Annotated in this window: 20 protein-coding genes; 5 read left to right on the top strand and 15 right to left on the bottom strand. The window is 59.3% G+C overall.

The genetic code is table 11. From position 1 onward, the window contains the following. The 3 genes from ACFSJC_RS04195 to ACFSJC_RS04185 all read left to right on the top strand — a co-directional run. A partial coding sequence (locus ACFSJC_RS04195; RefSeq protein ID WP_386023661.1) for a methyl-accepting chemotaxis protein occupies positions 1-1938 on the top strand: 1938 nt, incomplete at its 5' end. 410 nt (positions 1939-2348) lie between these two features. Next, positions 2349-2618 (top strand): type II toxin-antitoxin system Phd/YefM family antitoxin, encoded by a 270-nt coding sequence (locus tag ACFSJC_RS04190; protein WP_386023658.1) that lies wholly within the window; start codon positions 2349-2351, stop codon positions 2616-2618. Then, a complete protein-coding gene (locus ACFSJC_RS04185; RefSeq protein ID WP_386023655.1) occupies positions 2615-2893 on the top strand; it encodes a type II toxin-antitoxin system RelE/ParE family toxin in 279 nt (92 codons plus the stop codon). The genes ACFSJC_RS04190 and ACFSJC_RS04185 overlap by 4 nt, the downstream gene beginning before the upstream one ends. A 450-nt stretch (positions 2894-3343) precedes the next feature. Here the strand turns inward: ACFSJC_RS04185 and ACFSJC_RS04180 are convergent, their stop codons facing one another. The 10 genes from ACFSJC_RS04180 to torT all read right to left on the bottom strand — a co-directional run bounded on the left by ACFSJC_RS04180 (position 3344) and on the right by torT (position 16383). Then, on the bottom strand, positions 3344-4456 hold the full coding sequence (locus ACFSJC_RS04180; RefSeq protein WP_386023652.1) for an HNH endonuclease: 1113 nt from the start codon (positions 4454-4456) through the stop codon (positions 3344-3346). A gap of 10 nt (positions 4457-4466) precedes the next feature. Beyond that, the gene (locus ACFSJC_RS04175) at positions 4467-5183 is read right to left on the bottom strand and encodes an OmpA/MotB family protein (protein ID WP_386023649.1); all 717 of its coding nucleotides are present in this window, start codon (positions 5181-5183) and stop codon (positions 4467-4469) included. After that, positions 5180-7315 (bottom strand): MotA/TolQ/ExbB proton channel family protein, encoded by a 2136-nt coding sequence (locus ACFSJC_RS04170; RefSeq protein WP_386023646.1) that lies wholly within the window; start codon positions 7313-7315, stop codon positions 5180-5182. Before ACFSJC_RS04170 ends, ACFSJC_RS04175 begins: the two co-directional genes overlap by 4 nt. A gap of 385 nt (positions 7316-7700) precedes the next feature. Continuing rightward, positions 7701-8936, bottom strand: a complete 1236-nt coding sequence (locus tag ACFSJC_RS04165) for a TIGR02678 family protein (RefSeq protein WP_386023643.1) — start codon at positions 8934-8936, stop codon at positions 7701-7703. Beyond that, positions 8933-10561, bottom strand: coding sequence for a TIGR02677 family protein (locus ACFSJC_RS04160; RefSeq protein WP_386023641.1), 1629 nt, complete (start codon positions 10559-10561; stop codon positions 8933-8935). The genes ACFSJC_RS04165 and ACFSJC_RS04160 overlap by 4 nt, the downstream gene beginning before the upstream one ends. Positions 10562-10679: 118 nt before the next feature. Continuing rightward, the gene (locus ACFSJC_RS04155; RefSeq protein WP_386023639.1) at positions 10680-11411 is read right to left on the bottom strand and encodes a phosphoadenylyl-sulfate reductase; all 732 of its coding nucleotides are present in this window, start codon (positions 11409-11411) and stop codon (positions 10680-10682) included. Positions 11412-11734: 323 nt separating this feature from the next. Beyond that, the gene (locus ACFSJC_RS04150) at positions 11735-12727 is read right to left on the bottom strand and encodes a GGDEF domain-containing response regulator (RefSeq protein ID WP_386023636.1); all 993 of its coding nucleotides are present in this window, start codon (positions 12725-12727) and stop codon (positions 11735-11737) included. Between the two features lie 55 nt (positions 12728-12782). Continuing rightward, complete coding sequence (locus ACFSJC_RS04145) at positions 12783-12947, bottom strand: response regulator (RefSeq protein WP_386023633.1); 165 nt, start codon at positions 12945-12947, stop codon at positions 12783-12785. Further along, on the bottom strand, positions 12944-15253 hold the full coding sequence (locus ACFSJC_RS04140) for a sensor histidine kinase (protein WP_386023630.1): 2310 nt from the start codon (positions 15251-15253) through the stop codon (positions 12944-12946). The genes ACFSJC_RS04145 and ACFSJC_RS04140 overlap by 4 nt, the downstream gene beginning before the upstream one ends. Beyond that, positions 15250-16383, bottom strand: coding sequence for a TMAO reductase system periplasmic protein TorT (gene torT / locus ACFSJC_RS04135; RefSeq protein ID WP_386023627.1), 1134 nt, complete (start codon positions 16381-16383; stop codon positions 15250-15252). The genes ACFSJC_RS04140 and torT overlap by 4 nt, the downstream gene beginning before the upstream one ends. A 327-nt stretch (positions 16384-16710) precedes the next feature. Here torT and ACFSJC_RS04130 point away from each other — a divergent pair, with 327 nt between their 5' ends. Next, positions 16711-17502: an SDR family NAD(P)-dependent oxidoreductase gene (locus ACFSJC_RS04130; RefSeq protein WP_386023624.1), complete on the top strand. Its 792-nt coding sequence runs from the start codon at positions 16711-16713 to the stop codon at positions 17500-17502. Positions 17503-17603: 101 nt separating this feature from the next. On the opposite strand, the gene ACFSJC_RS04125 is transcribed toward ACFSJC_RS04130, so the two are convergent. The 5 genes from ACFSJC_RS04125 to ACFSJC_RS04105 form a co-directional block, all read right to left on the bottom strand. After that, a complete protein-coding gene (locus ACFSJC_RS04125) occupies positions 17604-18146 on the bottom strand; it encodes a DUF8082 domain-containing protein (protein WP_386023622.1) in 543 nt (180 codons plus the stop codon). A gap of 5 nt (positions 18147-18151) precedes the next feature. After that, positions 18152-19243, bottom strand: coding sequence for a HAMP domain-containing protein (locus ACFSJC_RS04120; RefSeq protein WP_386023619.1), 1092 nt, complete (start codon positions 19241-19243; stop codon positions 18152-18154). Between the two features lie 107 nt (positions 19244-19350). Then, positions 19351-20109: a substrate-binding periplasmic protein gene (locus ACFSJC_RS04115; protein ID WP_386023616.1), complete on the bottom strand. Its 759-nt coding sequence runs from the start codon at positions 20107-20109 to the stop codon at positions 19351-19353. A gap of 1 nt (position 20110) precedes the next feature. Further along, positions 20111-20851: a TorF family putative porin gene (locus ACFSJC_RS04110; protein ID WP_386023613.1), complete on the bottom strand. Its 741-nt coding sequence runs from the start codon at positions 20849-20851 to the stop codon at positions 20111-20113. Between the two features lie 78 nt (positions 20852-20929). Beyond that, positions 20930-22444: a methyl-accepting chemotaxis protein gene (locus tag ACFSJC_RS04105; protein WP_386023610.1), complete on the bottom strand. Its 1515-nt coding sequence runs from the start codon at positions 22442-22444 to the stop codon at positions 20930-20932. Between the two features lie 715 nt (positions 22445-23159). Between ACFSJC_RS04105 and ACFSJC_RS04100 the strand changes: the two genes are divergently transcribed. Next, complete coding sequence (locus ACFSJC_RS04100) at positions 23160-25205, top strand: EAL domain-containing protein (protein WP_386023607.1); 2046 nt, start codon at positions 23160-23162, stop codon at positions 25203-25205. The last annotated feature ends 14 nt before the right edge of the window (positions 25206-25219 follow it).

The following is a 25219-nucleotide window of genomic DNA, read 5'->3' as shown; positions in this document are numbered from 1 at the left end:
CGCGCACTATCCCTCAAACGACGCCTGACGCTGATCGTCACACTGTCAGGCGGCTTCTTCATCCTGCTCGGCTTTTTCTCCCTGCAATGGGTGAAGTCGCGACTGACCGAGGACATCATCGCCAACTGCGCTCAAACGCTGCGGCTGACCCTCGAGGAACGACTCTTGGCCAAGCAGGACGTCGGCATCGCCAGCTCGGTCGCCTTGGCCCAAAGCCCGAAGATCATCGAACTCTTCGGCCAGACGTCGCCCGAACAAGGTATCGAAGAACTTCGACGCATCACCCGCTTGTATCGCGAATCGACCAAATACCACAATCTGCGCTTCCATCTGCACACCGCCGACGGGCATTCGCTGCTACGCAGCTGGGCGCCCGATTCCTTCGGCGACGACCTGCGTGGACGCCCCACGATGCGCCGCATGCTGGAGGAAAAGCAGCCGTTCGCGCTGCTCGACCTCAGCCCGCTGGGCGTCAACATCCATGGCTTCGCGCCGGTGTTCGACGGCGATCGCTATCTGGGCAGCCTCGAGGTCATCCAGGGGGTCAGCAGCGTCAGCCGCAATTTCCAGGCAGACGGACTCAACTACGTAATGCTGCTCGACGCCCGCCTCCGGACCGGGAATCCCTCGCTCGCGAAGAACACGCGGATCGGCGACTACATCCTCGCCAACGACAAATGGTTCAACGACAAGGCGCTCGCATTCGTGCGCGGAATCGATCTCGCCCTCTTGGATCAAAGTGCAACCTTTGTGACGCCCGACTGGCTGGTGGTTTCGCAGCCCGTGGTCGATGCCGAGGGCAAGCGGATCGGCACCCATCTGATTGGCGAGCCTCTGAAATTCGTCGAGGAACGCACCGCCGCCGCGACCCAGATCGCCTGGGTGCTGATGGCGATCCTGATCCTGCTGATGCTCGGACTCTCCGTGGTGATCGGCTGGACGGTGAATCGCTATGTCGCGCGTCCGATCAAGCGGGCAGTGGCCCGTCTCGGACACATGGAGACCGATCTCAGGCTCCGCATAGAGATCGAGCGCGACGACGAGATCGGTACCTTGTTCAAGGCGCTGAACCACCACACCGAGACCCTGCACGGCATCATCCAGGAGGTCAGGCTCACCGCGAACGAGCTCGACGACTCGGCGGTTCAGCTCCTAAGCGCGAGCGAACAGACCGTCGACATGGCGCGCTCGCAGCAGCAGGAGACCGACCAGATCGCCTCGGCAAGCACCGAGATGGCCGCGTCCGCGCATGAGGTGGCGCAGCACGCGGAGTCCACCCGAAACCTCCTTCAGGAGACCGAAACCCAGACCTCCGAAGGAATCCGAGAGGTGACCGAGACCTCCGAGGCGATCGATCGCCTCAGCGCGCAGATGCGCGACATGGAGCCCGTCATCAAGCGTCTGGAGGAAGGCAGTGCCAGCATCGGGCAGGTGATCGAGACCATCGCCGGAATCGCCGAACAGACCAACCTGCTGGCGCTCAACGCCGCGATCGAGGCCGCCCGCGCAGGCGAGGCCGGTCGTGGATTCGCGGTCGTGGCCGACGAGGTGCGCAACCTCTCGAACCGCACCCAGGAGTCGACGCGCGAGATCGCGGCCATCGTCAGCGGATTGCAGAAGGCCACGCACCAGGTCTCGGAGGCCATCGACGAGAGCCGCGCCCAGGCCCATGCATGCGTGAGCCAGGCCGCAGAGGCCGGGAAGGCCCTGGAGGCCATCCGCGCGAGCGTCGGAGGCGTCAACGACATGGGCGAACAGATCGCGACCGCCGCGCACGAACAGAGCGCCGTCGCCGCCGAGATCAGCCGCAGCATGAATCGGATCCACCAACTGGCGGAGCAGAGCAGTCAAGCGATGGAGCAAGACGGACGCATCAATCGCACCCTGGTCGAACGCTCCAAGGCGCTGGAGACGCTGGTGCAGCGATTCAATCTCTGAGGGGCGCGCGGAGGCCAAGCGAGCGCTCGCGCTCGATCTCAAGCCGCCTCACGAGGGACCACCTCGCGCTTGATCGCCGCGCGCGATTCCAACTCCGCGCGGCGCAGATCGAAGCTCGATTGCAGGCCCCTTCCGTGTAACCGTCCGCCAGCGGAAAAGGCGCCGAAGCGAGCGCAGACCCGTTGCGGAAAGATACGTGCGGCCTGCTATAAGGTCGGATGCATCGAGGCATCCTGCACCCTCGGTACCCTTGCAGAGTGACGGCGATACGCGGATTCCTGTCGCCCACGCTAGCGATTCCGACGACTGCATTTTGCTCAATTTGCCGACACGCAGGAAATCGATAGCGACCTTGACGCGCACCTCTAGCAGTGCTCGAATTGGTATCGATTTCAGTATCAGGAAAGATCATGAACAGCATTCCAGCCCAAGAGATCAAGCGCCGTGGAATCGCAGCCGTGGACGAGGCGCTTCACAACGGCCCTGTACATATCATCAAGAACAATCGCCCGAGCTATGTCGTGCTGACCGAAGCCGCCTATGCCGAACTGCAGGAGGCACAGCAGGAAGCAGCGAGGGAACGTCTCCGCGCCTCGCTGGCCGACCTCGAGGCCGGTCGAACGCGCCGTTACTCGGATGCGGATTCACTGATGCATGCGCTCGATGCAGACGAAGCATGAGCTTCGCGCTCGTGACGACCCAGCACTTCGAGCGACGGGCTCGCAAGTTTCTGCGTAAGCACCCCGATCTCCGTCCCGCGCTTCGAGACACCCTGGACGATCTCAGTCAAGATCCCTTCCGGCCCAGGCTGAAGCTGCATCCCCTCACCGGCAAGCTGGAAGGAATGCAGGCGGTCAGCCTGACCTACAGCTATCGGTTGACGCTGTTGCTCAAGGTCACGGAACGGGAGATCGTCCTTCTCGATATCGGGACGCACGATGAAGTCTACGGTTGAAAGTCACCGCAAAGGACATCCAAAGATGGGCTGAGCGTCGCGAAATCGACTGTCCACGAACCATACCGTTACTGTGCGCGGGAAAAGTGGACCGAGGGAAAGGAAGCGAATTTACTTTCGATATCTTCGGTATCTCAAAGAAACGTTCTTGCGTGCAAATAAATCCGTCCCCTTTTCCCCCCTTTCCCCCCGCAGCACCCTCCGACAGGCAGCGACAGGCAGGGATTTCGCGTGAGGACTGGCTCAAAGGCTGAGCACGCCCTCCGCTCCCAAAAATCGACGTCGGGGTCACTATTTAGCTGCCCCCGATCAATCAAGCCCCCTTCGGCTTGGTGGGTAGGTCCACTGGCGATTCAATCCCGTTTTCAAGCCGGCGCACGGCTCGACTGACGGTGAAGTAGTGTACGCCGAAATTATCGGCGATCTCCCGCGAAAAACGCCTTTCATCGATCAAAACTGTTCCAACGCATCGATCATCGACCAAGCCTGCCAACCCTGTTGGCGGGCGACATCAAGATCCTTGTCGGCAATCGCGACACCGATTTTTTTAAGCGGCCATGCCAATTCAAGCTGCGCCACGACGCTTCCACTTGGATCTTTGATCACGTGACCAACCACGGGAACAGACATATTTTTTGCGCGACACAGATGCAGAACACCATGAACACCAGTATCAGCAAGCTCGAATATGTCATCCCAGTTCAAACGCCGCCTGTCTTGATTTTGCTCGCGGCGTAACCGGGTTATCAATTGCATATCTTCATGGCGCACGAACATTCTTTCGTGAGCGGGCTGCTTCCGGTGACAATCAACACACAAAGCCTGGAAATTGGATCGTTGATTGTCAGTTTTTACGCCATTTTTATGGTGGGTATGAAGCAGTTTCTTATCGCTGGAAAGATCGACGCCGCACAACTCGCACTTAAAGCCTTGGTCAGCTTTATATTGTCCTGAGATAATTGGCCAATCATCGGTATATGCACCATCTTTGTCGCCGGCCTTCCTTCTCGGCATATAAGGAAAAAAAGAACTGTAAGCGGCAAAAAAATCATCAATTGAAAATTGAGAAAAAATTAGACTTCTGCTCCCTTGGCGATACCCTTGATAGTTAAGATGCCCCAAGCAATATTTGCATACTTTAAGCGCGGCCTCACCTTTAAATTCTTTACCTGTATAGTAATCCATCCCAGATATCAAAAAAGATCCTGTAAGCACATTTGTAGCCACATATCGTTCAAATCGACCTCTTTCTCGCATTTCCACAAGTTTTCGGCAATTTGCTATATGGTACTTATTCCCCTTTTCCGGATCTTCCAAAACAGAATAAATCCTTTGCCCATGATCTTGAATATATAACAAAACCTGCCTTCCCCGATACGAAAGGAGGCCCGATTTTATATTGACATCTTTTAGCTCAACTTCGATCCCTTCTCCTGAAAGAGCAATGTCAATCGGATCAAGTACACCTGAGTTTTTTTCAAGAGAAAAATCCGGCCTCAGATTCTCCGCTCCCATTTTTCTGACAGCGGCATGCAATGCAGAGAAATCGACGGTCAGGCGCATAATTCAAAAATCAATTTTCAAGAATTTTACGAATCTGAGTTTCCGCATTTGTAATCACACGGAACGAAACGCGACGTGACCGCTCGAGGTCTTCGCTACCATCATCATTCTTCACCAAACGCGAAGACGAAAAACCGACTGCCGCGACATGTTCTCTGACCCATGACCGCTCCAAAGCAATACCGGGTAGCCCGAAAACATACAAAAGAACAGAGCGCGTACGCCCTTGTGACAGTTCCATATTTTTGAAATAAGCCTCGTCTTTCGTCGTTTGATGATTCCAAACGCTACTGGTATGACCTTCGATTCGAACCTCATCAATCGAATCGCGAAATAGCATCAGCACGCTTAGATAGCGCGGGAAAAAATCTTTCAGGATATCCTGAAATGCAGGTTTAAGAGATATTTTTCCAGTATCGAACAGCACATCTGGAGACTTAAATTTAAACGAAAGCGTTTCTTTCTCAATCTCTGCATCCCATTCTTTCAGATCATTTTTAAATTCATCGACCAGCGCCTGATAAAGCTCGACTTGATTCTCCTGATAGGCGACAGCAACTTCCCTGATTTTATCTCGCTCGACCATCGCGTCCCTCATGAGTGCGATAGACACAAAAAGAAAAACCATCATCAATCCGGCCATCAAATCAGAAACTGAAAGCCAGTGCTCTCCGCTATCACGCGCACCTGTTGAGCGACCAAAGGTTCGATCCGACGCATTGCTCATGGTATCCGCCTTGGTTGCGCTTCAACCACTTGCTGCATGGCGCTTACCAACTTCATGTAGTCTTGTGTAAACTGACCGGCAATCTGCGCTAATGCTCGTCCCATCTCCATCATTACGCGGTCAATTTCTTTTTGCATCGCCTGATCAATGGCAGAAAGTTGTGTATTTACACCCTCTCCTGTCTTCAGGATCGCTTTTTTCATATGATCTTCAAGCCCTTCTGCGGCGCGGCTCATTGAGCGAGCCTGCACCTCAAACACCTCATTTAGGGAGCTTTCAAGTCGGCTCTGCATCTGTTTGATGCTTTCCGCGACCTGTTTCTGTGTTTCCTGTGTATCGCGCTGGACCTGCTCGCCTGTCGTTTTTAATGTTTTTGAAAGCGATTTTGATTCGTCAGATAACGTGGCTAGCATCACACGAACATGTTCATTGACTTCCTTGAAGGTGTCCTGCAACTGTTGACGGATCTTTTCGCTCTGAGCAGCAATTTGATCTGATGTGCTGGTCAGATTGCCTTGCAAACGCTGCACGCTGTTATCGAACTCTTCAGCTCCGGTCAAGATTGCCGTCTTGACGGCAGTGGCGCTACTTTCGAGACCTTCCTTGACTTTCTCGATACCTTTACCCGTTGCTGTCACAAAGCGATCCAACAGTTCTTGGCTCTTTTTGTCGTGCGCCTGAATGTAAGCATCAGATTTTTCCAGCAGCTTACTGTAATGGTCACTCGCCACAGTAACTGTTTTCGTGACTTCGCTTGTGGTATCAGCAAGCAAACTCTTCACATCCTTTGCCAGCGCATCGGCGCTCGTAGAAATGGCCGCTTTAACATCGTTTGCGCTGCTTTCTAATCCTAATTTCACCTTACCTATTCCCTCATCGGCTGTTTGCACCAGCTTTTCTAGGAAGGCATGGGTTTTTTCGTCATGCGCCTGAATGTACCGCTCAGAGCGATCAAGTAAGGTGGTATAATGTGTACTGGCGGCTTGCACAGATGCAGCCACATCCTTGACTGTTTGTTCGACCTGCTCACGAATCTGGGGAACGGCCTCAACCGCTTTATCTCGCATGTCGCGGAATGCTTCCAGATGATTTTTAAGTTCACTAAGCTGGTGCTGGTTCACCAGCAAGACAGCTTTGAGCTTTTCCATCGCAACCGGAATCTGTTGAGATTCATCCGAGATATGCGCGACCGAGGCTTCAGTTTTAGTGATGGCTTCAACAGCCTGTGCATATTGAGCTGACATCTGCTCCAGTTGTGCTTGATAGTTTTCCTGCCACTGAACCAGTTTCTGTACAGATGCATCCAGCGCCTTAAAATTCTCGCCAAATTGCTCGGTGAGGTTTTTGTTGAAATCAGCGATCACTTCTTTGAGAGCATTCATCATTTGCTCAGTGGCCGACTTGGAGAGCATTTCTGCAAATTCATCCAATTCCTCCCAGAGTTTCTGCGCAAAGTTGTCGAGCCGATCACGATCTTCTTTGATGGCATGCATCGTTTCCTTATGGCGGTCATGCTCATCACTCCGCAGTAATTTGAACTGTCCGACAAGACTGGTTTCTTCCGTGCCTGAAACAGCAGTTCGAAAATCATCCAGGTGACGTAGCGATTCTTTGTGATGATCCGTCTGATCGGTTCGCAATAGTTTCAACTGCCCGACAAGGCTGGTTTCTTCTGCCCCGGAAATCGCAACACGCAGTTGGTCAAAGTGGCTATTTTGATCCAGCAAAGCACGCAGAATGTCTTCTGGTCCTGCGCCGCTGATATCCTCCTGTTCGCGCTTTGATGACAGCAGAGGGGTTGTGATTAAAATCTTGAAAAAAATGGCTGAACCCATTCCAACAAGACTAGTGATGAATGCGGTTTTCAGACCATCAAGCAAATTAGCAATACTGCCATCGATGTTCTGCGGGTCGAAATGCATAAGCCCGACCACGATGCCGACAAAGGTGCCGAGGATTCCGAGCGAAGTGAGAAGGGTTGGGGTTTCGCTGACGAATCGCTGTCCTTTACCCACAAAAGCGAGGAAGGCCGAGAGTAGAAATCCAATCAAAGTCAGCCAGAGAAAAATTTCAGTGACGTTTGCCGCATTGCTCTCGAACAGCAACGATTCCAATATCGGGTTGAAAAACATCAAACTTTCCATAAGATTCAAATACTTAACGTATTCCACGTCGGGACATTCAGGAGTCGACAGAGGTCAAGAAAATGCTCGTGCGCTGCCGAGCGCTCCTTGAGGGTGGGGTGTCTTGCCAACTGTTCCGGGGTCACGTCAATCGGCTCCTGATCGTTAGGGAACGTATCAGGATAACACTGAAGCGAAGCCCGACACGCGGCGAGAAACCAAGCGGGAACTGCAATGAAGAGAAGGGATGATTACAGGCTCCGGTACCGGAAATGCACCAGAGCCAGAGACTTTCAGGCATAAAAAATCCCCGCGCCTCAACGAAACACGTTGATTTTCAAGGTCTTGCTGGTACCAAGGGGCGGAATCGAACCACCGACACGAGGATTATCCGTCATCCAATCTTACTGACCCGACTAATCCGCGGCGCCTCCACCGCATACCGTGCGATCGCTGGTAGCGGGCGAACCCCGTCAACCTCGATCCTGGCCAAACCCAACGACACCAGCCGCTCGGCGGCCTCGCGGCAGAAGGACGGCCCGGCGTCCGGGTCCTTGGCTGCCTTCTTCCAGTAGCGTCCATAGCGCTCGACCCAGGCTCGATAGGCGTCGTGGAGACCGGTCCAAGGCTCGGCCCGGTCCTGGGACAGACGCTCGGCGAGATGGCCGGCCAGCAGCAGGGTGATGTGTCCCTCGGTGCCCTCGGAGGGCATGCGCTGGTCGGCGAGGTCGCCCTCCGGGTCGACCATGGCGATGCCCTCGGCGCGCATCTCGGGGACCAGTCCGGTGGCCTCCTGGATGCGCTGGACAATGGCGTGGCGCTGGTTGAACAGATAGGCCCGCTCGTCCTCGTCCAGCTCCTCGTAATAGAGCACCGGGTCGTCGAGCAGACGCTCGGTGAGCCGCTGGCGCAACTCGCGGTTGCGGGCCTCCAGGGTGTCGGCGACGAAGCGGGCGGTGATGGCGCCGATGCGCCAGTCGAGTGAGTCTGCGGGCTGCTCCAGGGTGTCGACCAGGGAGGGGCCGCGCCGGGTCACCAGGAGCGCGGAGAGCACGTGACGGTCGATGTCGTAGAGGACGTCCTTGGTCTCGTTCTGGATGTAGGCGTCCTCGCTGCCGGCCACCCGGACCAGCACGCCGAGGTTCAGCAGCAGACGGACGACGGCCACCAGGTCGCGCCGGTCCCCCGGGGTGCGCAGCTCGAACACCAGTCCGCTGGCCTGGATGGCGGGCTCGGCGGACTGGTCCATGGCGGCCTTGCCCAGGCGGCCCAGGGTGCTCTGCATCTCGCCGCGCTCCAGGCCCGCCAGCACCAGGCACAAGAGGGCGTAGCGGCGGCGCGTGAAATCCAGGTCCACCGGGCGTCTGCCGGGGCGGGCGGCGCGGCTGCCGTCGTCGTGCTCGGGGGCGGTCTTGGCGAGGCGGGCGAAGTCGGCCTCGAGCCGCAGGTCCCAGCGGGTCTCGCTGTGCAGCCACTCCCGGAGCCAGTCGATGTGACGCTTGACCAGCCGATAGGCGGGGTGATCGGCATAGAGCAGCGGCTGCATCAGCAGGGCGCGCAGGGCCCGGCGCCGCTCGTCCTCCCTGAGCTGGGAGAGTCGGTCGCCGAGTTCGAGACTGGTCTGGCTCATGCGGCGGCCTCGTCGCCCGGCGCCGGATTCCGCGCCGGCGTCCGCTCGTGCTGCGAAGTCGGGATGGCCCCGGCCTCCAGATCGGTGATGCGCACCCGATAGTCGCGGCCGCCGAAGACCCCAGCCGGGGTCTCGATGACCGCGCGGGTCTCGGGGCCGAGGGGCTCCAGATGGATGCCGATGGTGCCGTCGCCGGTGACCGTATGCACGGCTTGCTCCGGATCCCGGGTCGCCGCCAGGGCCTCGCCGAGCAGACGCAGGAAGAGATCGAAGCTGGCCGGATCCAGATGCCCGATCTCACTGAGCCGGGTCTCCTCGCCGGTCGCCAGACGGCGGCGGGCGTCGCGCGCCTGCAGGCTCTCCCGATCCAGCCGCGCCCGCAGCTTCTGCTTGTCCGCGCTGCGGTCCCGGACCTTCGGCGGAACGCCGCGCTTGGCGTGGCTGCCGGTCTCGCGCAGACGCGGGCTGATCCGCAGCGGCGGCGCCTCGGCCCAGGGGCGCGACGGCGGTACCGGTTCCTCGGCGCGGGCCTGCAGGCTGTCGTCGTCGATGCCCAGATGCCGCGCCGGGGTCAGCCCGAAGGCGGCGCGCCAGAGCCGATGGGCCTCGGCATCGGTCTCGCAGTCCATGAACCAGGCGGCCAGGGTGCGGTAGTCGGCGGAGCGGTCGCTGCGCCCGAGCCGACGCTCGTTGAGCTGGACCACGGCGTCGACCAGGTCGGAGATGGCCCGCCGCGCCCGCGAACGCAGCAGCTCGGCCTGGGACGGGCGGTCCGCCGCGCCGATGAACCAGGCTTCGAGCCCGGACCAGCGGGCCTGCCATTCGTCGATCATTCGGACCCGAGCCAGGAGCGGGTCGAGCGGAGTGGACTCGGCGTCGTCCAGACCGGGCGCTGGAGCCAGGTCCGCGGCATCGCGCTCGGCGATCCGCTCCAGCAGCGGCCGGAAGGCCGGGTGCCGCTGGATGTCGAGGATCAGCCCGGCGATCTCGGCGGAGCGGGTCACCAGGTCGCCGATGAAGCGGCGCAGATAGTCGAGCAGACGATCCTTGTAGTCGATGAAGGCCGCGCGCTCGGCCCGGCGCAGATCGAGCCCTCGGGCCAGCCCGGCCATGAAGTCGCGGGCGTTGTCGGCGAGATCGGTGAAGACCCGGGTGATGTCGCGCAGCAGCAGGTGCGCCTTGGCGCTGTCGATCCCGCCCTCGCCGTCCTGGGCGTCGAGCAGGGTCCGCAGGGCACGCAGCTGGCTGGCGATGTCGGCCAGGGCCACGGACTGCAGCGCGCCATGGTGCCCGAGCATGCGCTCGTAGGTCGCCAGGGCGGCCTCGGCGGCCTCGCCCTCGCGGGTGATCTGGTAGAGATAGCGGGCGCGGTAGAAGTCCTCGACCGTGGTGACCCGGCTGGTGTCGGGCTCGGCCTGGAGGTTGCCCCATTCGACCAACTGGCCGAGCGCGGCCTGGACGGCGTCGAGATCGAGCTGCCGGCCGTCGCGCCTGAGGCGATCGAGCACGTCCTCCGGGCGCAGATGGACCAGGAAATGCTCCTTGGCCTCGGAGAAGGCGCGCATCAGGGCGCGGTAGAGGTCCGTCTTGTCGGCGGTCAGATAGTTGAAGCTGGTGTCGGGCATCCGTTGGTGGAATCAATCACGGCAGATTCTGCACCGACCGTAACATCAGGGAAAACGGCGGTCCAGCGACGGCACAGCCTGAGCGTCCAAGACAGAGGCCGTTCCTGGCGGATGCGGCTCACTCATGCAGTCCGCACTCCCGCTTGAGACCGAAGAACCGCGTTTCTTCCGCCAGCATGCCGGGCTCCAGCGGTCGGGTTGTATGCACATCCCCGACCGAGACATACCCCTTGTCCCATAAGGGGTGGTAAGGCAGATTGTGCCGTTTGAGGTACCGATAGACGTCCCGGTCGCGCCAGTCGACGATGGGATGGACCTTGAAACGGCCATCCTTGCGCGCCAGCACCGGCACCTCCTGACGGCTGCTGGATTGGTCCCGGCGCAGCCCGGCGAACCAGCTCCCGACCTCCAGGTCATCCAACGCCTGACACATGGGCTCGACCTTATTCATACGGTTGTAGCGCTCGATCCCATCCAGCCCACGCTCCCAGAGCCGGCCGTGCCGCGCCTCAAGCCAGGCCGAGGACAGGGGGGCGCGGTAGACGTGCAGGTTGAGGTCCAGGCGCTCGGTCAGCTCGTCGACGAAGCGGTAGGTCTCGGGGAAGAGATAGCCGGTGTCGATGAAGACGACGGGGATGCGCGGCGCGATGCGGGTGAGCAGATGCAGCATGACGGCCGCCTGAACGCCGAAGCTGGAGGAAAGGACGTGGTTGCCGGGAAGCCGATCCAGCGCCCAGGCGACGCGGTCCTCCGCACTCAGCGCGTTCAGGTGCCGATTGGCCGATTCGATGCCGTCCGCTTGGTGCTCGACTCCGGGTGCTGACCAACCGGATTGCAATGTTTCGCTCATGGAAGTCTCTCGCTGGATCGATGACGGGCCGGACGATGCCGACGCGCGCGGCCTTCGATCGGTTTCAGTTGCGGGAGAGTATGAGACGTCCTATAGGTCGCGTGAAATCACTTAACCTTCTTATTTATAACCTGAAGGCATATATATCTGCGCCAGATCCGCTACATCCGCCGGCGCGTCCTGGGACAGTTGGTTCGAGTCGTTGGGAGTGTCGGACGACTTCATGAAGGAGCGCGATCGACAGGTCGACCAGCAGCCTCCATCCGGCGGAATACGCCATCGCTATTCCGCCCTACGGCCCTTGGGTGCGAGGAAACGCGGCCTCACCCCGCCTCGACCCGATTGCGCCCGCCCTCCTTGGCCCGATACAGGGCTGCGTCCGCGCGCGCGAGCAGGGTTTCGATACTGTCGCCCTCGCGATAGGCGCTGACCCCGAAGCTCGCACCACAGCAGTCCGTGACCGGAAAACGGTGGCCCGCGATCGCAACACGCAGCTTCTCGGCCAGGAGGGTGGCTCCGTCAACAGGAGTTCCGGGGCAGATGATGAGGAATTCCTCACCGCCCCAACGCCCAACCCGGTCGGTGTCACGAACGGTGCGGCGGAGGATGTCGGCAAGCTCGACCAAGACACGATCGCCCATCAGGTGACCATGGATGTCGTTGACCCGCTTGAAGCGGTCGATATCCAGAAGCACGGCGGAAAACGGCGAGCCATAGCGCTTGGCCCGTGACAGCTCGTACTCAAGCTCCTCGTCCAGCTTCAGCCGGTTGAAGAGACCGGTCAGACGGTCCGTGATCGACAGACGCTCAAGCTCGCGATTCTTCTCCGCCAGTTGTTGCGTGCGCTCGACAACCTTGAGCTCCAGCTCTTCGTTGAGCCGACGCAGCTGTTCGTTCTGACGCTCCAGTTCGCGCTCCTGGTCGTAGGCGGTCAGCGCGCCACGCAGCGTCAGCAGCAGATCCTCGTTTTGCCACGGCTTCTCGATGAAGCGATAGAGATCGGCCTCGTTGATCGCCCGCTTCACCCCGCCGATATCGCTCTGCCCAGTGAGCAGGATCTTTTTGGCCCGGGGCAAGCGCTGATGGATGCGCACCAGCAACTCGTCGCCACGCATCTGAGGCATGATGTAGTCGGCAACGACCGCCTTCAGCTCGATACCGTCCTGCAGCAGTTCCTCCACCACCTCCAGCGCCTCGGAGGCCGACTCGGCGACCTCAATGAGCTGAACCTCCTTCAGGTGCTGCTCCAGCAGCGTGCGTAGCGCATTGACGACCATCGGCTCGTCATCGACACAGAGAATGGTGCTCTGAGTCATACGTCGCGCCTCGGTTCGGCACAGCGCCGGCTCTGCATCGCAGAATGCTGGCTCATCATGACCGCCCACGCCCCCAGAAGGCGTCGAGCCCCTCCTCCGCATGCTCTGCGATCTCGATCGGGTGGCGGTCGCCATAGACGCACCGCAGTTGGTTGCGCAAGGCGCTGAGCACCATCATCTCGTCGCCCACGCACAGCAAGATCCCCTGCTCCATCATCATATCGGCTCCGGGTAGGGTAGATAGACCTTGAAGGTCGTGCCGACACTCACTTCGCTCGCCATCTCGAGGCGACCGTCGTGCTTGGCGATGATCTTCTTGACGATGTCGAGCCCCAGTCCGCTGCCCTCGCCCGCCCGCTTGGTGGTGAAGAAGGGCTCGAAGATGCGCTCGCGAATCTCTGCGGGTATCCCAACACCGGTATCGGCCACGGTCACTACGGCGGCACCGTTCTCGGCGGCGAGATCGATTCGGAGCGTGCCACGACAATCCATCGCCTGCAAGGCATTGTGTATGAGGTTGGTCCACACCTGACAGAGCTCGTCCGGATAGCAGGGCAGCGGCGGGATCTCGGCATAGCGAAACACCAGCTCGGTGTTCTGTTTGATCTGGTTGTGATAGAGCGTGAGCACGGTCTCGATGTTCTGGCGCAGATCGGTCTCGCTGCGCTTCCCGCTCGCGTCGTGCCGTGAAAAGGACTTGAGCGCCACAATGATCTTCGCCGCACGCTCGACGGCGTGGTTGATGTTGACGGTATTGGTGGCGATCGCCGCAACACTGTAGGCGGTCTCCAGAATGAAGTCGCAGTGGGAATGGCGAATCAAGGGCAGATAGAGGTCCGGGGAGTCGTGGACCCCGAGCTGCACCAGGATATCGGCGATCCGGCGCGCGTTCGCCACACCGTTCCGCTCCAGCTCGCCGGCCAGCGCTCGGGTGAGCCGGCGCGCCTCGCGACTGGAGAGAACACCCGTTTGCGCCCGAGCGCACGCCAGCAGATCGAGGAGCAAGGGCTCTTCCTCCGGCGTGAGGAGGCGGAAGAGTTTGGGCAGATTGCCCAGCGCCTGCTCCAATGAATGCGCGATGTTGCTGCCGCTGGACTTGACCGCACCCAGTGGGGTGTTGATCTCGTGGGCGACCCCAGCGACGAGATGTCCGAGGGCCGCCATCTTCTCGGACTGGACGAGCTGCGCCTGAGTCGATTGCAGCTCCGCCAAGGCGCGCTCCGCCCGCCGAGTCGCATCGAGGAGGCGCTGCTCGGTCTCCTTGATCGGGCTGATGTCCATATGGGTTCCCGCCACCCGGACAGGGCGGCCCTCAGCATCGCAGGCGACGATCTTGCCCCGAGCCAAAATCCACAGATAGCGACCGTCCTTGGTGCGCACCCGGTACTGGGTCTCGTAGTGCGGATCCTCTCCGGCGAGATAGCGCTGGAGTCGCTGAAGGGTCGAACGAAGGTCCTCCGGATGAATCAGCGAGGTCCACACGTCGAGCTTGTGCTCGGCCGCATCGAATTCGAAGCCGAGCAAGTTCGCCCAGCGCTCGTCGATGCTGTAGCGATCGCTAGTGATGTCCCAGTCGAACGAACCCAGACGCCCCCCTTCGAGACTCAGCTCCAGTTTCTCGTTGGCCAGGCGCAGCTGGCGGGTACGTGCCTCGACCTTGTGCTCAAGCGTCGCGTTCAAGGCATTGATCGACTGGAGGAGCTCGGCACTGATCTCGATGTTCTTATTGAGCGCGCGGGCCATGTCGCAGAACTCGTCGCCGCCCTTCAGCGCGATGGGCTCGATACGATCCTCTTGCCGCTGCAGGAAGGCGAAGAATCCGTCCAGCCCCTCATGCAGGGTACGCAGTGGCACCAGCACGAAACGATAGACCAGCAGCAAGACGCTAGCGGCGAGCGACAAGGCGACGATGATCAACAGCAGGAGCTGGAACGAGAGCCGCTGCACCAGCATGCGCTGGACATCCGTCTTGATCTGCTCGATGCGACCGAGCGAGGCATGCTCCATCGCCCCGACCTCCTCGCGCAAAAGGGCGTCATCGTAGTAAATCGCGATATAGCCATAATCGACCACATGCCCATCGAAAGAACCGGTGAGCGGATGGCGGAACTGCTGATAACCCGCAAACGCCTCCGGCAGCTCGGCACCGACCTGAGAGCGTCCATCCTCCCGATAGGCCGCAACAAAGGTCTGATCCGTCGTCGCATCGAAGACCTGCACGGCAGTGACGCCATCGAGGGCGAGCAGCTCCGATATCGGCTGCTCGATCCCCCCATAGTTCATGTTGGAAACGAATTCGACCGCCACCTTCGCCGCCATACTGGCGACGAATTCCAGATAGGCCCGCTCGACTTCGAGGCGCCGCTCGCGATGCTGCGTAAGCTCATCCATGATGACGCGACTCGACTGCTCCTCGAAGGCGTCGATCATCGCCCGCTCCGACTGGATCCATAGGACATAGAGCATCCCGAAACCGACGACGAGAATCAAAACGAGCGGAATCATTAACTTATAGGCGAGCCTCATGGTGCGTCCGTCTCCGGCGCGTCCGGTTGGTAACGGATGATCGGCACGAAATCGCGATCGCCAAACAGGCGTTCGAACGGATACTCACGGATGGTCTCTGCGGTGATGATCGGGATCTGCGGGCCGGCACGGAAGGGGAAGTCCACACCTGGACGCTGACCGTCCAGGAGCCGGATCATCATATCCATGGCGATGCGACCCTGATCGATGTTGAGGTCGGCCGGCGCGGCCTCAACCCGCCCGGCCTGGATGTGCGCATAGACCTGTGGAACCAGATAGGTCGAGAGGATCCGCACCTCTCCGGGCGAGCGTCCGAGCTCGGCCAGAACGCTCGGGGCGACCTGGGCCATCACCGCATTGCCGACCAGATAGTCGATCTGCGGGTAGAAATGGAAGGCACGCCGAATCAGACTGCGCTGGGTCTTCTCGTCGGTGTCGCCCCAGAAAGGCGCCAGCAGACGGATACCCGGAGCACCCTCCAACGCGTCGGTGAATCCAGCCAGACTCTCGGGCGCCCAACCGCTCTTCTTCGGTCCGGGGAAAAAGGCGACGTTCACCGCCCGCGCGCCCATGTCCGCGCCCAGATATTCTCCCACCTTCGCGCCCATCTCATAGAAGGACACCATCGACTTGGCCTGGACCTCAGATGCGCGGATGTCGTTGACCACCGCCACCACCGGGATATTCGCCACGACCGTTGCGGCCACCTCCGCATCCAGCGTGTCGTAGGCGACCCCGGCCAGAATCACGCCGTCTACCCCTTGATCCCGCAGGCGTCTTAGCTGCTGAATCTGCGTCGCCACATTGGCGTAACCGCCCGCCTCCAAGAGCTCGAAAGCGACGCCGCCCGAAACCGCTCGCTCGGCGATCCCGAAATCGACCGCGCCCCAGTAGGCGTCTTTGAGGTGCGGAAAGAGGACGCCAATCCTGTAGGAGCCGCGCGCCCGCTCGACGTATCGCCAGCGCTCCGATATCGGCCCCCTCAGCGAGGCCGCCGGCGCACCTGGCGCCTTGGCGTCCGCCAGATACTCGCCATAGAAGGCGTCGACCATCACCGCCCGCGCCGACGAGGCCCCAGCAAGCCAGAACGCGGCGAGCAACACGAAGATACCCAGCCAATTGCAACGCAATACCCTGCTCTCCCGAGTCGTGGCAATCTGTCCCGAACCGGCTCGGAACAGGTTCGATATCGCAGCCAATCTACCCAAAACTCACCGCATACACGACGCAGTCCGAGGTTCGGTCTGGCTCTGTTGTCCATAGTTGAGGTCGATGGGCCTCAATGCACCGTGACGGACGCACTCGAAGTCGCCGTCGCGCAACCACGTCAGATCGGCGACGCCGCACATGACTCGACCGAATCCAATCGCCGCGTGTCCAAGCCACGCCTTATTTTTTGAATATCCGATCACCATGTCCTCGGCATTCGCGAATTGAAATGCTGAAAAGGAGTGCGTGTGAAGATCGATTTGAGCGGCAAGACGGCACTGGTTACCGGTTCGACAGCGGGTATCGGATTGGCGATCGTGAAGGGGCTGGCGACAACCGGCGCCAGGGTGATTCTCAACGGTCGCAAGGAGAGCTCAGTGGAACGGGCGCTGGCGGACGTCAGCGCCTCGGTGCCAAACGCAAGCGTCGAGGGATTCGTCGGCGATCTCGGTCAGGCGGAAGGCTGCGAATCGTTGGTTGCAGCCCATCCGAACGTCGACATCCTGGTCAACAACCTGGGCGTCTACGGCCCGCAAGACTTCTTCGAGACACCGGACAGCGAGTGGAACCGTTTTTTCGAGACCAACGTCATGTCCGGCGTGCGTCTCTCCCGCGCCTATCTGCCGGGGATGATCGAGCGGGAATGGGGGCGGGTCGTCTTCATCGCCTCGGAGTCGGCGCTCAACATTCCGTCCGACATGATCCACTACGGTTTTTCCAAGACCGCCCAACTCTCCATCGCCCGGGGACTTGCCAAGCGGGTTGCGGGGACCGGTGTCACGGTCAATTCGGTGCTCCCAGGCCCCACCCTGTCCGACGGACTGGTCGAGATGCTGAAGGACGCGATCAAGCCGGGCCAGCCGATCGAGGAGACAGCCGCCGAGTTCGTCATGGCCAATCGGCCCTCGTCGATCATCCAGCGGGCGGCACGCGTCGAAGAGGTCGCCAACATGGCCGTCTACGTCTGCTCGTCCCTCTCCTCGGCAACCTCGGGTGCTGCACTGCGCGTGGATGGCGGCGTCGTCGACAGCATCGTCTGACGATCGACTCGGAAAGGCGATTTCCGGATTGGCGCGAACGAAAGCGCCCCCCAACGGCAACGCAGGGGGGCATTCCTCACCCAGCCCAAACCCGCAGTCGATCAAGCACGCAGCTTAGCCCGCACCAGCGCGCGGAACTGCGTGGCCTGATCCGGTGAGGGGATTTCGCCGGCCAAGGCGTCGATGGTCGTGTTTAAATCGCTCGCCTGGCGGAGATGATCCTCAGACAAAATCTCCGCGATCGGCCCGATGAACTCGACCAGACACTCAACGAGCACGGTCTTTTGAGGCTCCGTCAGCCCGGATGCCTCGGCGCCTTCGCGCGGACCCGAGGCGTCGCCCCGAGAGGCCGCCGCCTCAAGTGCCGCCAGAATCGTCTCCGTCGGCGGCAGATCCACACGAGGCAGACCGGCCGGACCCTCTTGAAACCGATATCGGCCCGAATGGATCTGCGCCATGCGCTCAAGCGCGGTCACGCCGACCGTATTGCTGAAGTAGAGATAGACGATCTTGCCAGCCTCGATGGAGACCTGTGCACTACGGTTCTCGTTCGTCGCGATAAAGAGCGTGCCCGTCACCTGCTGCGACACGAGCCGCCGAATCTCCTCGACGATCTTGGCGAAAATAATGTAGCCATCTGCCATAGCCGTTACCGCTTACGCAATCGATCGAGTGCCATTTCCAGACTCACGCGCATCCGTTCGATAGCCCGCGCCAAGGCGCCAATTTCATCGCTTCGCTCGGTTTCGCCAACCTTGGTCTTGAAGCTGCCCCGACTGATCTCATCCGCAGCGGCGGTCAATGCGCGGATCGGGGTACTGAGTCGCCGCGCCAGCAACAAGGCGACCAGAAGCACGGCGATCAAGGTCGAAGTCAGCAAGATCAGGGCATGGCGTTGCGCCTGATCGGCTGCCGCATAGGCCTCGCTGGCATCCTGCTGGACGATGAACTTCCAACCCTGTTCCAGCACCTTGGTATAGGCGACGAAGCGTTTGCCTCCTTCCTCGAAGATGAAGGGCGCGTCGCCCGGCTGCGAGCGCAGACGCGCGGCCGGATAGTCGCTGAAGTCCTGTAGCTCCGACGAGATCTCGCCCGCGCCATGCGCGATGAGGCGGTTGTTCTCGTCGAGCAGGATCGCGTAACCGGTCTTGCCGATACGGGTCTTGGTAATCGTGCTGGAGAGATCCTCCAGCGTCATCGCAATCGCGATGACGCCTTGGGTATCGCCCGTATCGGCGAATATCGGTTTCGCCAGAATGAACGCGGGCTTCTTCGAGGTCTTTCCGAGCAGGACCTGCTGACCGACCGGCGCGCCCTCCATGACCTGTTTGAAGTAGGAGCGATCGCCGTAAAAGGTCTGCGGCTCACCATCGCTCCGGCCCAGATTCTTGCCGTCGGGCGAAACCGTGAACGCCAGGTAGATCCAATCGTAGGTCTCGGCAACCGTCGCCAGCACAGGATCCTGAAGCCTGGCATCCATGCTGCGAATCGCCGGGGTACGGGCATTCTGGTCGAGCAGGCGTAGATTCGCCGCCGTCCAGTCCTCGACGGTACGCCCCAAGGCATCCGCGCTTTGGCTCAAATTCTGCGAAACGATCGCACTCCACTCCAGCCTGGATTCGTGGACGCTGATATACCAGAGCCCGACAATGGGAATGGTCGACACGACGCACATGGCGAGGAGTATCTGATAGAAGATGGTAAAGCGAAGGGGTTTATGCTGGGGCGCACGGCCTTCCATGTTGTTCTCCGGGATTCCAGGACAGGTATCCCTCGATCCTAAAATGCGGGCCGACGCGAAGCAACGCGTACCTGCCGATAAATGATGGCGCTTGAAGACAGGGACGGCTACTTCGAAGCCCCGATCTGCGTGTCGAGAATCGCCCCGGCATCGATCTTGGTCAGCCCCTCATTGAGTATCTTGCGCCATTCGATGCCTGCCTCATTGTTGGCGAAGGCCGCATAGATATCCTTCATCTCCAGAAGGCGGTCGTTCATCCTGACCTTGGAGGAAACCGACGTCAGCTGTGGGGTGTTGGCGAGCAGATAGGCCATGACGTGGGAGTCGATGACCGCTGCGTTGAGACGACCAGCGGCGACCTTGAGGATGTTCTGAGTATCCGTGCCCACCGCCTCGACCTTGATGCGCCCGGCGGCAACCAGGTCATCGAACGCCTTGGTGTTAACGTAATCCTGCACGACCCCGATCCGATAGCGTTCGAGATCCTCGACGCCCTCCCAGGTGATCGGCGCCGACACATTCTCCACCAGCCCGAGCGGCCCCTCCCCGAGCGGCTCCGAGAACTGGAAATCCTCGGTCTCGTATTTGTACTCGGGCAGATAGGCGACGTATTTCGAATTCGGCTGCTGCACGAGCTTCACCGCGCGCGACCAGGGATAGAACTCGACGACCAACTCGTGCCCCATCGCCTCCAGGGCGGCCTTGGCGACAGCGATCGCAGCGCCCTGATCGGGCAAGGCGGCGCCCGAGTACGGCGGCCATTCGAGCGAGGTCATATAGACCTTCTCGGCTGCGGCCGACTGAAAGATGCCGACCAATCCCAGGAAGACACTCAGTAACGCTGCGTTGCGCGAATGCTGCTTCATTTCATGCTCCCCCCGCGAGTGAAAATGTCCGGCTCAGGGTGAACAGCACCCGAGTGTCTCCTGTGGAGTAGCTCAGGTCGGTGCCGCTGACGCCGAGCGAGAAATCGAAACCGGAATAGGCATAATTTCCCATGACCTGCCAGTGGAGATAGCTATCCTCGTTATCGTCCCAGGCATAACGGTCGACATCGAGACTGGTCGAACGGTCGATCTGCGCCCTGAACGAGAGTCGATCGTTGATCTGAATATCCTTGGACAGCATCAGGATGACATGACCGACATCCAACCCGAAATAGTCGTAGCTGTACCAGGCGTTGAGATTGAACCCATAGAGACCGAGCTTGAGATAGACCTCTGGATAGTTGTAATCGCTGCTGTCACTGTCCCCATGATAGGTGTAGTAGGCGACACCCGCATCGAGCGTGATCTCGGGATGCAACTGCATCAGATACCCAGCCGCGCCATCGAATTCGAGCTTGGTATCATCCTCGAAATCGACGTTCGAGGCCCAAAGCCCACCGTAGAACCCTCCCGTGGCGGCCGACCAATCCAGACCAATCTGCAAGGCGGGCTTGTGGCCGGTCTGGGTGACGCCGTTGAACAGATAGTCGCTGGCAGCGGTCACCGTGGTCGACCAGTCCGCCTGCGCGGGCAGTCCGATGGTGGCGCCAAGCACGGCGGCACCGAACGCCAGAGGGCGCAACGCGCAAGGCGACGCCGAGGTTTCGAATCGAGGGCTCATTGCATTACTCGCTCTATCATTGCATTCCCCGCTCTACTTGGAGACGGGGGGTGATATACCCGCCACGCGGGATCAAAATCAAAATCGAAATTTGGCAAACAGCGAGCGCAGCCGGGTGACACTGCTCGCAAGCGATTCGCCCGAGACGTTCGTCGAATCCGATAGCACGACGGTCTTCTGATGGACCTGCTGGATGCTGCTGACATTGCGGTCGATCTCGGCGACGGTCGAGCTCTGCTGCTCGGCGGCAGTGGCCACGCTGGTCATCATCTGGATGATCTGCTTGATCGCCTCATCGATCTCGGCGAACGCCTCACCCGCATCCGATGCCAGCTCGACGCTGCGGGTCGACTTGAGCTTGCTCTGGGCCATTGTCTCGACCGCCTGCTGGGTGCGTTCGCGCAATCCCTCGATGGTCTCCTGTATCTGACGGGTCGAGTCCTGGGTGCGCTGCGACAGGGTGCGCACCTCGTCCGCGACGACCGCGAATCCGCGCCCCTGCTCGCCCGCCCGCGCCGCCTCGATCGCCGCGTTGAGCGCCAGCAGGTTGGTCTGATCGGCGATGCCTCGGATCACATCCAGGATCCCGGTAATGGCCTCGGTACTCTGCCTGAGTTCCGAAATGACACCGGATGCCTCGTCAACGGTCGCGGCCAATTCGCTATTGGATGCATTCGCCTCCCGGACCAGTTGCAGACCCGCCTCGGCGCGCTTCCCGGCCTGCTCTCCCGACTCCGCGACCAGCGCGGCGTTGCGCGCCACCTCGTCCGTCGTGGCGCTGAACTCGGTGAGCGAGGTGGTCAGCATATAGAGATCTTCCTGCTGTTGATTCAGCTGAAGATTGAGATCCTGGGTGATCTCCTTGGCCTGATGCGCCGAGTCGTTGAGCCCTTCGATGACGCCGTTGACCTGGGTGACGATGTCCCTGATCGAGGCGATGAATTGATTCAATGCCTGCGCCAGATGGCCGAGTTCATCCCGACGCGGCGACTCGACCCGTTTGGTCAGATCGCCCTCCCCCTCGGCGATGTCGCGCACGCGCAGGAGAATCTGGTCGAGCGGCTTGAGCACCAAGCGCGTCAGCGCGAACCCCAGCGACAACACCAGAACCGCGTTGAGCACCAGCATGATGATGAGGTTGCGCACGATGGCATCGCGAACGGCCTGACGCAGCGGATCCTTCGAGACGAACAGCACGACGGAGCCGATTGGATGATCCTCGGTCCCGTCCGAATAGCTCAATTTCCGCTCCGCCTTAGTCGTCCTCGGCAGATCCGGCAAGGCATCGACCTTTTCGATCTCCTTCTCTCCCTGGGCCAGGCCGACCACAAGAGCGCCCTGCTCATCCAGCACCGCGATGCCGAGGATCGCCGGGTGACTCATCTCTCCATGCAGGATGTCGTCGACCGTGGTCATGGAGAAATCCCACAGCGGCTTGGGCAGACCGAGCGCCAGACGATTCAGCACCGAGGCCACATCATGCTCCTGCCGCACCGTCTCGCTCGCCTTGATACGCATGACGTCCCAGACGCCATAGGCCGCCAGAACCAGCGTAACAACGAGGATGAGGGCCAGGTTCAGGTTCGTTTTCAAACCGCTCTTGATCATCGGGAAGGATACCGAGGCATGATTTGGGGGAGGCAGGGCAAGGCCGCGACAACGAAAACGCACATGAATGCGCCGCCGAAGGCCCGGCCTGGGTGAGCCCTATTGAAAGGCAGATTATGTCAAATACCAGCCTGCCCCGGCGAGACACTGATCGCAGGCAGACACGCTTCAGTCGAAATCGTACACGTAACGCTAACGGCGAGCCGTGACCAACTCGGGGTCCGACAGACGTCGATGAAGGGCGCAAAATTAATTTAAAAACAGTCTGGCGTGAGGAGCGCGAGGAACGTTCGGATCGCCGAACCGCTTCGACACAAACGACCACGAACTCAGGACATCGACCGGATCGCGCCAGCGATCCGTTTACCTGTCCGAATAGAACTCCATGATTCGATGAGCGCACACACCTCATCACGAAGAAGGGCCGAAAACTGAAGCGGCATCAAACCGGACGATTTCATCAGCTGCGTTTACACCATGGTACCGGCGAGAGATGACGTTTTTGCGAAATGACGAAAACACCGCATCCACCTGAACGTACGGTCGAGCCTGAGGTATGCTCGGCAAGCCATCTTCGACCGATTTTGGTCATAACATTCGGTGCACTAGACTCACTCAACGCTTGACGAGGCGTCGTCTTGAATCGCTCCTTAACGAGTCATCATGATAAATAATGAATAAAAACAAAAGTCTAATTATTATGCTCCAGAAAGACTCGATCAAGTTTCAGCTGCTCCTCGTGATCTCGCTCATCATCTTTCTATTGCTCGTCGTTCTGTTCGGCATTCAGATTAAAAACGCCCTGAATCTTGAAGCAAGAATCGAAACGAGCAGCATCGAAGCACTGAAGGATTACGACGAGCAGGAACAGCAATTATTCACCGACCATTTCCAGAAAGACATTCAACAATACATTCAAATGCTGGCGTTCTCCGTTTCGCAGGAACTCTATGACTTCAATCGCACATCGCTTCAAGACAAAAGCCGCAAATTTCTCCAGCACGACGCCATCTGCTCCATCGTCATCATCGATGCGCTCAGTGGCAAGCCCATTTCACAGGCAAGCAAACAATCCACACGCGAATGTGTCGATCGGTCTATAGACATCCAACATAAGGGAAAACCGATCGGCCGCCTCGATGTCTCCTATTCACTTGCACCATTCGCGGCGACGATCGCCATGAGAGAGTCGCAGATGAATAAAATCCGCGCAGATCTGCACAGCGAAATACGCTCAATAACCCGTCAAAGCATTCTCGTTCAGACAATCATTTACGCAATAACCACCACCGCCTTGCTACTACTCGTCGCCAGGCAGATCAACCATGGAATCATTCAACCCGTCTACTCGCTGCTTGCGGATATGCAATCGATGGCAAACGGCACACCAGAACAAAAACACCCCAGCGCCAGAACCAACCCAAATATCGAACTAGGCCGACTGAATCAGTATTTTCATGAACATATCGCAAAACTCATTGCCAAGCTGAATCAACTCGCCAACTACGACAGCTTGACGATGCTATTCTCCAGACAACGGCTCATCTTCGACATCAAGAATGTGCATCATTTCAACCTGGCGATTCTCGACATCGATCGATTCCGTGAAATCAACGATCTGCTTGGAATGGACGCCGGAGACGAACTACTGCAAGCAACGGCCCGCTCATTGAGAGTCCATTTCTCAAAGCACAACTATTCCGTGTACCGCCTGAACAGCGACGAATTCGCCGTGCTCGACGAAGGACCTGAGCCGCTCGATATTTTCGAGAAGCAGATCAAGGATTTCCTACAACATTTCGACGAAGAGGAACTCCCGGTCAAGGGACAGATCGTCGCCGCATCTATCACCGCCGGAATCTGCAACCAAAGTCATCCCAGCCCGATCGTAGCGGCCTCCACGGCACTCAATCATGCCAAGTCGACGCAGCTCAAGACGGCGATCTATAACGACGCATTGCCGATACTCAACGAGTATCAGCGCAATCTCCGCACGACCCGCCTCATCAGAAAAGCCATCGCGGAGGATTGGATCATTCCCTACTACCAGCCCATTCAGGATATCCAAACCGGCGTCGTCAACAAATACGAGGTGCTGATGCGCATCGGCGACGCGGAAGGCAGGATCTACCATCCGGCGGAATTCCTGGAAATTTCCAAGCGATCGGACACCTACAGACGTCTATCGACACGGACGATCACAAAGGCGATCGCAGAATCGAGCGCCAGCGATGTAACGCTCAGCATTAATCTCTCGATCGAGGACATCGAGCGCAACGACATACTTGCGACCCTCCGCGACCTGCACGAGCGTTATGGCATGACGAACCGTGTGATCTTCGAGATCACCGAGCAGGAGGGTTTCTCCAATCCCGACAAGATCAAGTCCTTCATACGCGAAACGAAACGGCTCGGGGCACGATTCGCCATTGATGATTTCGGTAGCGGCTTTTCGAGCTTCGAGACGCTCATTCATCTCGACGTGGACTTCATCAAGATCGACGGTTCATTGATCCGAGACATCACGACCGACAAGAATTCCGAAATCGTCGTCGAAACCATCGTCGAATTCGCCGAGAAGCTGGGGATCAAAACGATTGCGGAATTCGTCGCCGATCAAGCGATCTTCGACACGGTGGAATCCATGGGCGTGCATTTCGCGCAGGGATACCTCATTGGCAAGCCCGCGCCGGCATGCGCTCGCGGCATGGCGGGCATCGGCTTTAATCCATCCCTATCGATTTGACAGACCGATACGCC

The organism is Thiorhodococcus fuscus (assembly GCF_042682685.1).
Lineage (GTDB): Bacteria > Pseudomonadota > Gammaproteobacteria > Chromatiales > Chromatiaceae > Imhoffiella > Imhoffiella fuscus.
The sequence above is the reverse complement of the archived record's forward strand: the minus strand, read 5'-3'. Positions and strand labels throughout refer to the sequence as shown.

Coding starts and splice junctions, on each gene's coding strand:
- ACFSJC_RS04190 (WP_386023658.1), top strand. CDS start 2,349: ATGAACAGCATTCCAGCCCAAGAGATCAAGCGCCGTGGAATCGCAGCC.
- ACFSJC_RS04185 (WP_386023655.1), top strand. CDS start 2,615: ATGAGCTTCGCGCTCGTGACGACCCAGCACTTCGAGCGACGGGCTCGC.
- ACFSJC_RS04180 (WP_386023652.1), bottom strand. CDS start 4,456: ATGCGCCTGACCGTCGATTTCTCTGCATTGCATGCCGCTGTCAGAAAA.
- ACFSJC_RS04175 (WP_386023649.1), bottom strand. CDS start 5,183: ATGAGCAATGCGTCGGATCGAACCTTTGGTCGCTCAACAGGTGCGCGT.
- ACFSJC_RS04170 (WP_386023646.1), bottom strand. CDS start 7,315: ATGTTTTTCAACCCGATATTGGAATCGTTGCTGTTCGAGAGCAATGCG.
- ACFSJC_RS04165 (WP_386023643.1), bottom strand. CDS start 8,936: ATGAGCCAGACCAGTCTCGAACTCGGCGACCGACTCTCCCAGCTCAGG.
- ACFSJC_RS04160 (WP_386023641.1), bottom strand. CDS start 10,561: ATGCCCGACACCAGCTTCAACTATCTGACCGCCGACAAGACGGACCTC.
- ACFSJC_RS04155 (WP_386023639.1), bottom strand. CDS start 11,411: ATGAGCGAAACATTGCAATCCGGTTGGTCAGCACCCGGAGTCGAGCAC.
- ACFSJC_RS04150 (WP_386023636.1), bottom strand. CDS start 12,727: ATGACTCAGAGCACCATTCTCTGTGTCGATGACGAGCCGATGGTCGTC.
- ACFSJC_RS04145 (WP_386023633.1), bottom strand. CDS start 12,947: ATGATGATGGAGCAGGGGATCTTGCTGTGCGTGGGCGACGAGATGATG.
- ACFSJC_RS04140 (WP_386023630.1), bottom strand. CDS start 15,253: ATGAGGCTCGCCTATAAGTTAATGATTCCGCTCGTTTTGATTCTCGTC.
- ACFSJC_RS04125 (WP_386023622.1), bottom strand. CDS start 18,146: ATGGCAGATGGCTACATTATTTTCGCCAAGATCGTCGAGGAGATTCGG.
- ACFSJC_RS04120 (WP_386023619.1), bottom strand. CDS start 19,243: ATGGAAGGCCGTGCGCCCCAGCATAAACCCCTTCGCTTTACCATCTTC.
- ACFSJC_RS04115 (WP_386023616.1), bottom strand. CDS start 20,109: ATGAAGCAGCATTCGCGCAACGCAGCGTTACTGAGTGTCTTCCTGGGA.
- ACFSJC_RS04110 (WP_386023613.1), bottom strand. CDS start 20,851: ATGAGCCCTCGATTCGAAACCTCGGCGTCGCCTTGCGCGTTGCGCCCT.
- ACFSJC_RS04100 (WP_386023607.1), top strand. CDS start 23,160: ATGCTCCAGAAAGACTCGATCAAGTTTCAGCTGCTCCTCGTGATCTCG.